This window comes from Inquilinus sp. (assembly GCF_057815775.1).
This window is the reverse complement of sequence record NZ_JBYRFX010001111.1, coordinates 1-8,182: the sequence shown is the minus strand read 5'-3', so window position 1 is coordinate 8,182 and position 8,182 is coordinate 1. Positions and strand designations below refer to the sequence as shown.

Genomic DNA, 8,182 nt, shown 5'->3' with positions numbered 1-8,182 from the left:
GGCAAATCCCACCAGCTGGCGCTGGCACCGAGCTATAGCGACGGCAAGCGCGACCTGCTGGTCGATGGCGACCGGCTGATGCGCTGGACCGGCAAGGGCTGGGCGCCGGATTACTACAAGCCCGAGAAGGTGCGGTAAGGGGCGGAATACCCCGTCCCCACCCCCTTCTTTGTCATGCCACGGCTTGACCGTGGCATCCAGGGGCGGCCAGAGCGGCTCTCTGTGGCCCCTGGATTGCCCGGTCAAGCCGGGCAATGACAACGGGTGGAGACCTTACCTCTGAGGGCTTCCGCTTAGCCGCCAGGCCATCTGCTCCAGCCGGTCGGCGCCCCAGAAGCCTTCGCCGTCGACGCGGAAGAAGGGCACGCCGAACACGCCCTGCGCCGCCGCGGCCTCGGTCTCGGCCCGCAGCCGGTCCTTGACCTCCTGCCGCTGGATCGCGGCGGCGGTCTCGGCCTCCGGCAGGCCGAGGCCGGCGGCGATGCGGATTACCGCCTCCGGCGCCGCGATGTCCTCGCCACGGCCCCAATGTGCGTCGAACAGGGCGCGGGCCAGGCCGTGCGCCCGGGCCGGGTCGGCATCGGCCAGCCACCATACGGCGCGCGCCGGCGCCAGCGCCGCGATCGGCCATTGCGCCGGCGCGGTGAAGGGCACGCCGAGATAGGCGGCGAAGCGCGGCGCATCCAGCTCCAGATACGGGCCGCGCACCGGCAGCTCGCGGATCGGCCGGGTGCCGATCTGCTTCATGATCGGGCCCAGCAGCACCGGCTTCCATGCCACCGCGCGGCCGTATCGGGCGGCCAGCGCATCGATCTGGGTGGCGGCGAGATAGGCGTAGGGGCTGGCGAAATCGAAATAGAACTCGATCGGCGACGGCATCCGGCTCTCCTCCCCTGACTGGTGCCGGACTCTCTAAGCCAGATCAGGCGGAAGGCGAAGGCCGATCAGTCGGGGTAAGGCGGCGGCGGCGCGTCCCCTTCGCTGCCATCATAGGGCGGCGGGGTCGTGGGCATCGCGGCCAGCGCCTCGAGCCGTTCCAGGAACGGGGCCATGTCCCGGGGCCCGGACTTTGTCTTGGCGACCGCCTCCTCCAGCGAGAGGTCGCCCATGTACCAATCCATGCCGCCACAGGCCGCGCCCAGGGCCTCGCGCAGGCTGGACAGCACGTCGGCCCATCGGTCCGGCGCCACCTGCCCCGTCATCGCCTGCAGCAGCGCTTCGAGAGCGGACGCCTGGTCGGCGGTCGGCTCCTCGTAGTCCTCATTCTGCGGCGGAAACGTCGACAACTGTCCAGCCAGGGTCACGAGCAACGCCGGCTGCCCCCCGTCAGCCCGCGTCGCGGCGACGTCCAGGACAGCCTGCAGGGCCGGCAGGCATTTCTCCGTGTGCAGCCAGCCGACGGCCTTGGCCAAGGCCAGGCGATCGTCAGTCCCCTCGCCGTCCGGCTTGGCGGAATTGGCCCGCAGCAGGCGATGGAACTGCTCGGCCTGCGCTTCCGTCCGCCCCATGCCCTGGAGGCCCTGCGGGGTAGTGGGCATGGCCGCCAGCGCCTCGAGCCGGGCCAGGAACGGGGCCATATCGGTGGGCTTGCCCTGCGACAGGGCGACCGCCGCCTCCGGCGTGAGGTCGCCCATGTACCAATCCATGCCGCCACAGGCCGCGCCCAGGGCTTCGCGCAGGCTGGACAGCACGTCGGCCCACTGGTCCGGCGCCACATGGTCCGCCGTCGCCTGCAGAAGCGCTTCAAGGGCGGCGCCTTGGTCGGCGGTCGGCTCCTCGTAGTCCTCACCCTGCGGCGGAAAGGTGGACAGCTGTTCGGCCAGAGCCGTGACCAGCGCCGGCCGGCCAGCGGCATCCCGCGTGCCGATGCCGGCCAGCACAGCCTGCAGGGCGGCCAAGCATTTCGTCGTGTGCAGCCAGCCGACGGCCTTGGCCAGCACCAGAAGCTCCTGGTCTCCCTTTTCCCCGGACTCGACGGCATTCAGCAGCCGGTGGAAATCCTCCGCCTGCCCCTTCGGCGCCGTCTTCCGCATCCCTTCGAGATCCTTCGGCGTGCGCGCTGGCACCCGCATCGGCTCGATCGGCTTGGGCTGTTGGTCGATCACCGGCGACGCCGGCTTCCCATCATCCCCAGCGTCTTCTCCATCATCGGCAGCCGGCCACCCGGACGGCCAGGTGCAACCGGCGGCGTCCGCCAGCCAGTCCATCAACGATCGGAAGGCCGTCCGGCCCGGGGATGGGGTGTCGGTCATGGGATGCCCTGGGGTGGCCGGTCGGCGGAGCCGGATGCAAACGGCAGCTGGTCCGCTCGCGCCCGGACGATTGTCCTATCCTGCCGTGCCGTCCCCGACCCGCCCCATGCCAACGCGTCATGCAGCCAACCCCGCCGCGCATGTCCCAAAAGGTGGCATTTCCGACATTTCGGTCAGCGGCGGCGGCGGATATGTCTTAGGCCTCCAGCGGTCCGAGCCTGGACCCGGGGATGAGGAGTCTAAGCATGAGCCGCAGACTGACGGGCACGCGACGTGCCGCCCACTCCAGACGAACGCAGGCCGGGGGAGCCCTGGCCGCGCTGGCCCTGTCCCTGGCCCTGCTGGCCCCAACCGCGGCTTCGGCCCAGGGCGGCGGCAAGGTGCTGGTGATCCTGTCCAGCGCCCACACGCTGGAGCTGCGCGACGGCAAGCAGTACCGCACCGGGTATTATCTCGACGAACTCGCGATCCCGCTGCGCAAGATCGTCGATGCCGGATACGAGCCGGTGTTCGCCGACCCGAAGGGCAACCAGCCGGGCTTCGACCCGGTGTCGAACGACAAGATGTTCTTCGGCAATGACGAGGCCAAGCGGGCCGAGGCCGTCCGCTTCGTCGGCAGCATCCCGGCGCTGCAGCACCCCAGGACGCTGGCGTCGATCCAGGCCGAAGGCACCAAGGGCTATGTCGGCATCTTCATCCCCGGCGGCCATGCGCCGATGCAGGACCTGTCGCATGACGCGACCCTCGGCAAGATCCTGGTGACCTTCCATGACAGCGGCCGGCCGACCGGCATCATCTGCCATGGGCCGACCGCGCTGCTGTCCACCCTGGCCGACCCCGGCGCCTTTCGGACGGCGATGATCGCGGGAGACTTCACCACCGCCAACAAGCTCGCCGCCGGCTGGCCTTATGCCGGCTACCGCCTGACGGTGTTCTCGTCGGGGGAAGAGCACGCCATCGAAGGCGCGTCGGGGCAGCTCGGCGGTTCGGTGCAGTTCTACGCCGCCGACGCCCTGGCCGAGGCGGGAGCGCATATCGACCGGCTGGCCGCCTGGCACGTCAATGTCGTCGAGGACCGCGAGCTGGTCAGCGGCCAGCAGCCCTTCTCGTCCGACGCCTTCGGCGATGCCTTCGTGGCGAAGCTGAACGCCGCCGTCACCCAGTAAGACCCGGCGCCGCCATGGGCCCCGACCGGCCCATGGCGGTGTCGAGCGCACCGACGAGATAGTCGATCAGCTGGTTTGCCGCACGGTCGAGGCGGCCGGGGCCGGCGATGAGGGCAAGTTCGGATGCCGGCGGGTCCGGGAAGCCGTCCTGCGGGCCCAGCATCCGGTGATCCGCCAGCACCGCATCCGCCGCCAGGATGCTGATTCCGAGGCCGGAGGCGACCGCGGCCTGCACCCCGACGAGGCCCTGGCTGGAATAGGCCACCCACCAGCGCCGCCCGAGCGCCTGCAGCGCGTCCAGGGTGCGCTGGCGGTAGATGCAGCCCGGCGGGAACAGCGCCAGCGGCAGCGGGTCGGCCGCGACATCGGCCTGCGGGCCGGCGACCCAGACCAGACGTTCGGGCCAGCGCGCCAGGCAGCGGCCTTCGCCGGCATCGCGCTTGACCAGGGAGAGGTCGAGTTCGCCCGCCTGCAGCATCTGCCGCAGCCCGGTGCTCCAGGCGCTGGTCGTGTCCAGCCGGATGTGCGGGCTGTGCCGGGCGAAGCCGGACAAGAGGTCGGTCAGCTTGCGGCCGGCGAAATCCTCGGGCACGCCGAGCCGGACGACGGACGCCACCACCGGGTTCAGCAGCGCCTCCCGCGCCTGGGCCGAAATCTCCAGCAGCCGGCGGGCATAGCCCAGCAGCACCTCGCCCTCCGCGGTCAGCACGGCGGCGCCGGTGCGGTCGCGCTCCAGCAGCCGGCGGCCGACATCCTGCTCCAGCCGACGGATCTGCTGGCTGACGGTCGACTGGCTGCGATGCACCCGTTCCGCCGCGCGGGTGAAGCCGCCGGTGTCGACCACGGCGACGAAACTGCGAAGAAGGTCAAGATCGTGCATCCCCTATATTTACATTTCCGATAACGATCCGTCGATAATCTCGTTTCCCAATAAGAACCGGGTCCGCCATGGTGGAGCATCTGTCCGTGGAGACCGCCATGCTGACCGGAACGCCCCGCCCGACCTGGATCACCTTCGATTGCTACGGCACGCTCATCCAGTGGGATGAAGGCCTGCAGGCCGCCGTGCGCACCATCCTGGCGAGCAAGCCGGACGCGATCGACGCCGCCCGGCTGATCGAGATCTACGACCGGCACGAACACGCGATGGAGCAGGCGGAGCCGCATCGCCGCTTCCGCGACATCGCCGGGTCGGCGCTGCGGCAGGCGATGCAGGCGCTGGGCGCCCCGCCGGAGGAGCGCGACATCGCGGTACTGACCGACGCAATCGGCCGGATGCCACCCTTCCCCGAGGTTGTCGCCACCCTGGCCACGCTGAAGGCCGCCGGCTTCCGGCTGTGCATCGTCTCGAACACCGATGACGACATCATCGCCGGCAATGTCGCCCAGCTCGGCGGCCATATCGACCGGGTGATCACGGCGCAGCAGGCCGGCGCCTACAAGCCGTCGCACCGCATTTTCCAGCATGCGCACCGGGCGCTGGGCATCGGCCCGGACGAGGTGGTGCATGTCTGCGCCAGCCCGCATCTCGACCTGGTCGCGACCCAGGCGCTGGGGCTGCGCGATGTCTGGATCGACCGCGGCACCGGCCGCCGCCCGGCCGGCGGCTACCAGCCCGATGCGGTGCTGCCGACGCTGGACGGCGTGCCCGGCCTGTTCCGCGACGCCGGCTGGCTCTGACCCGCGATCAAGAGGAGGATCCGACCATGGCGCATGAGCTGCAGGCGACCGACGCCCCCCTGCTGTCCAATCTGGGCGAGATCGACAGCGACGCCCTGCGCCAGGCCCGGATCGACCTGGCGGCGTGCTTCCGCATGGCGGCGCGACTGGGGCTGGAAGAGGGCATCTGCAACCACTTCTCCGCCCTGGTGCCGGGGCGGGACGATCTGTTCCTGGTCAACCCTTACGGCCTGGCCTTCGGCGAGATCACGGCGTCGGACCTGCTGGTCTGCGATTTCGCCGGCCATGTCGTCGACGGCGAGGGCCGGCCCGAAGCCACCGCCTTCTACATCCACGCCCGGCTGCACAAGCAACTGCCCCGTGCCCGGGCGGCGTTCCACACCCACATGCCCAACGCCACGGCACTGAGCATGGTCGAGGGCCAGCCGCTGGCCTGGGCCGGGCAGACCGCGCTGAAATTCTACGGCCGCACCGCCGTGAACGATGCCTATAACGGCCTGGCGCTGGACACGGCCGAGGGCGACCGGATCGCGGCGACGCTCGGCGATGCCGACATCGTGTTCCTGCGCAACCACGGGGTGATGGTGATCGGCCCGACCATCGCCGAGGCCTGGGACGACCTATACTACCTCGAACGCGCCGCCGAGGTGCAGCTGAAGGCCTTGAGCACCGGCCGGCCGCTGCACGCCGTGCCGCCCGACATCGCCCGCCGCACCGCCGCGCAGATGCGGGCCGGCGACGCCGAGAGCGCCCGCCTGCACCTGGAGAGCGTCAAGCGCGTCCTGGCGCGGCAAGAGCCGGACTTCGCCGCATAGCGTCCCGTCAGGCCGTGGCGCGCATCAGCGACTGGTGCGCGCCGACGCCGGCCATCACGCCCGAGGCCGAGGCCAGGGTGGCGTTGTGCATCGGGTTCGCGGCATCGCCAGCGGCATAGACGCCCAGCACAGTCGTCTGCTTCCAGTCTTCGACGCGGAGATAGGGGCCCATCGGCCCGTCATCGAAGGCGCAGCCGAGCTGCTCCGCCAGTGGGCTGGCCATGCGCGTCCGGCTGGCCGTGAACATCGCCGCGACCGGCACGATGCGGCCGTCGGCCAGCCGCACGGCCTCGAGCGCGGGAGCCGGGCCAAGCAGTTCGACCACTGGGGTCCGCTCGACCTGAACGCCGCGGGTGGCCAGGTGCGCCGCCTGCTCGGCATCGGGCTCGAAGGTGCCTTGGGTGAAATAGGTGGTCGGCCCCCAATCGGGCAGCAGCGCGGCCTGGTGCGCCGACATCGGGTGGTTGGCCAGGACACCCAGGGCCCGGTCGCCGACCTCGTAGCCATGGCAATAGGGGCAATGCAGCACCGTGGCACCCCAGCGCTCCTGCAGCCCCGGGATCGGCGGCAGCTCGTCCACCAGCCCGGTCGCGAGAACGAGCCGGGTGGCGCGCTCCTCGCGGCCGTTGGCCAGGGCAATGCTGAAGCCGTTTTCGGTCCGGCGGGCGGTCAGCGCCTCGCCCTGGATGAAGGCGACCGTCGGATAGGCGTTTAACTGCCGGACCGCCTCCTGCAGGATGGCCAGAGGCGGCTTGCCGTCCTGCCCGAAGAAGCCATGCGCGGCGGCGGCGAAGCGGTTGCGCGGGCGGCCGGCATCGACCACCAGCACCCGGCGGCGGGCCCGGGCGAGCTGCATCGCCGCAGACAGGCCGGCATAGCTGCCGCCGATCACGATGGTGTCATGGGTCATGGGGTCTCTACTGAAAAGCGTTCGGTCCGCATCATGTAACTTTGATAGTTACGTAATTCAAGATGCGAAGACGACGGAAGCCGCTGCCGGCTGCGTATAAGATGCAGCGATGAGCACGACACCGACCCCGACGCCCCCTCCCCCGTCCAGGCACACGGCGCAGAACGATTTCGCGACGCTGCGCCGGGTCATGCCCTATCTGTGGCAGGGCGAAAGCTGGGGCGTGCGGCTGCGCATCCTGGCCTGCGTCGCGCTGGTGTTCCTATCGTCCTTCACCGTGGCGCTGGTGCCGCTACTGTTCTCGCTGGCGATCGACGCCTATGCCGGCAAGGCGAACGCCTGGGCGGTCGGGGCAATGGGCATCATCGCCGCCTATGCCGTCGCCTCCTGGGTCGGGCGCATCATGGCCGAGCTGCAATACACCGCTTACGGCCCGATCGAGCACCGGCTGGTGCGGCGGCTGAGCCGGACCTTCTTCACCCATCTGCACGGGCTGTCGCTGCGCTTCCACCTGGGCCGGCGCACCGGTGCGGTCAGCGAGGATCTGGGCCGCGGCCTGTCCGGCATCCGCGAGCTGATCTACGACGTCGCCTTCCGCATCCTGCCGCTGCTGATCGAGGTGGCGGCGACCTGCATCATCCTGCTGGCGCATCTGCCGCCGTTCTACGCCCTGATCACCGCCGCCACCCTGGCCGCCTTTGCCTGGGCGATGACGCTGGGCGCGGACAATCTGCGCACCACGATCCGCACGATGAACCGGGAGAGCAGCAGCGCCCATGCCGTCGCCATCGACAGCCTGATCAACTACGAGACGGTGAAGTATTTCGGCGCCGAGGGTGCGATCGGCCGCCGCTACGACGAGCGGCTGGAGGAGGTCGAGCGGCTGGCGGCGCGCGGCCTGGCGCTGCGCAGCCTGAACGGCATCGCCCAGATGACGGTGCTGAGCGTCGGGCTGGCCATCCTGCTGATCCTCGGCGGCAAGGCGGTGCAGGCCGGCACCATGTCGGTCGGCGACCTGGTGCTGCTGAACACCTACTTCGTCCGCCTGGCCCGGCCGCTGGAGCAGCTGAGCCGGCTGTACCGGGTGATCCGCAATTCCCTGGGTTCGGTCGAGCAGATGTTCGCGCTGCTCGACGAGGCGCCGGAGGTGACCGACGCGCCGGACGCCCGGCCGCTGGCGGCCGGACGGGGCGAGCTGGAGTTCGAGCATGTCTCCTTCGCCTATGACCCGCGCCGGCCGATCCTGCGGGATGTCGGCTTCACCATCCCCGCCGGGCGGACGCTGGCCATCGTCGGCGCCTCGGGCGCCGGCAAATCGACCATCGCCCGGCTGCTGTTCCGCTTCTACGACCCCAGCGC

The 8,182-nt window shown here is 70.3% G+C and carries 8 protein-coding genes; 4 read left to right on the top strand and 4 right to left on the bottom strand.

The window, feature by feature from the left end:
• Positions 1-273: 273 nt before the first annotated feature.
• Together AC3XYG_RS39710 and AC3XYG_RS39705 are read right to left on the bottom strand one after the other, a co-directional pair.
• The gene (locus AC3XYG_RS39710) at positions 274-879 is read right to left on the bottom strand and encodes a 2-hydroxychromene-2-carboxylate isomerase (protein WP_489145431.1); all 606 of its coding nucleotides are present in this window, start codon (positions 877-879) and stop codon (positions 274-276) included.
• A 65-nt stretch (positions 880-944) separates the two neighbouring features.
• On the bottom strand, positions 945-2,105 hold the full coding sequence (locus AC3XYG_RS39705; protein WP_489145430.1) for a hypothetical protein: 1,161 nt from the start codon (positions 2,103-2,105) through the stop codon (positions 945-947).
• A 392-nt stretch (positions 2,106-2,497) separates the two neighbouring features.
• On the opposite strand from AC3XYG_RS39705, the gene AC3XYG_RS39700 reads away from it, so the two are divergent.
• Entirely contained in the window at positions 2,498-3,418 is a 921-nt protein-coding gene (locus AC3XYG_RS39700) for a type 1 glutamine amidotransferase domain-containing protein (protein ID WP_489145429.1), read from the top strand.
• On the opposite strand, the gene AC3XYG_RS39695 is transcribed toward AC3XYG_RS39700, so the two are convergent.
• Positions 3,408-4,298 (bottom strand): LysR substrate-binding domain-containing protein, encoded by an 891-nt coding sequence (locus tag AC3XYG_RS39695; RefSeq protein ID WP_489145428.1) that lies wholly within the window; start codon positions 4,296-4,298, stop codon positions 3,408-3,410. The two genes, AC3XYG_RS39700 and AC3XYG_RS39695, sit on opposite strands and share 11 nt — an antisense overlap.
• 98 nt (positions 4,299-4,396) lie before the next feature.
• On the opposite strand from AC3XYG_RS39695, the gene AC3XYG_RS39690 reads away from it, so the two are divergent.
• Complete coding sequence (locus AC3XYG_RS39690; RefSeq protein ID WP_489145427.1) at positions 4,397-5,098, top strand: haloacid dehalogenase type II; 702 nt, start codon at positions 4,397-4,399, stop codon at positions 5,096-5,098.
• 26 nt (positions 5,099-5,124) lie between these two features.
• Positions 5,125-5,913: an aldolase gene (locus AC3XYG_RS39685; protein WP_489145426.1), complete on the top strand. Its 789-nt coding sequence runs from the start codon at positions 5,125-5,127 to the stop codon at positions 5,911-5,913.
• A gap of 7 nt (positions 5,914-5,920) precedes the next feature.
• Here AC3XYG_RS39685 and AC3XYG_RS39680 read toward each other — a convergent pair whose 3' ends face one another.
• On the bottom strand, positions 5,921-6,823 hold the full coding sequence (locus AC3XYG_RS39680; RefSeq protein ID WP_489145425.1) for an NAD(P)/FAD-dependent oxidoreductase: 903 nt from the start codon (positions 6,821-6,823) through the stop codon (positions 5,921-5,923).
• 109 nt (positions 6,824-6,932) lie between these two features.
• On the opposite strand from AC3XYG_RS39680, the gene AC3XYG_RS39675 reads away from it, so the two are divergent.
• A partial coding sequence (locus AC3XYG_RS39675) for an ABC transporter transmembrane domain-containing protein (protein WP_489145424.1) occupies positions 6,933-8,182 on the top strand: 1,250 nt, incomplete at its 3' end.

What these genes read in the sequence shown, in the direction of transcription:
- AC3XYG_RS39710 (WP_489145431.1), bottom strand. Translation starts at nt 879, where the DNA reads ATGCCGTCGCCGATCGAGTTCTATTTCGATTTCGCCAGCCCCTACGCC.
- AC3XYG_RS39700 (WP_489145429.1), top strand. Translation starts at nt 2,498, where the DNA reads ATGAGCCGCAGACTGACGGGCACGCGACGTGCCGCCCACTCCAGACGA.
- AC3XYG_RS39695 (WP_489145428.1), bottom strand. Translation starts at nt 4,298, where the DNA reads ATGCACGATCTTGACCTTCTTCGCAGTTTCGTCGCCGTGGTCGACACC.
- AC3XYG_RS39690 (WP_489145427.1), top strand. Translation starts at nt 4,397, where the DNA reads ATGCTGACCGGAACGCCCCGCCCGACCTGGATCACCTTCGATTGCTAC.
- AC3XYG_RS39685 (WP_489145426.1), top strand. Translation starts at nt 5,125, where the DNA reads ATGGCGCATGAGCTGCAGGCGACCGACGCCCCCCTGCTGTCCAATCTG.
- AC3XYG_RS39680 (WP_489145425.1), bottom strand. Translation starts at nt 6,823, where the DNA reads ATGACCCATGACACCATCGTGATCGGCGGCAGCTATGCCGGCCTGTCT.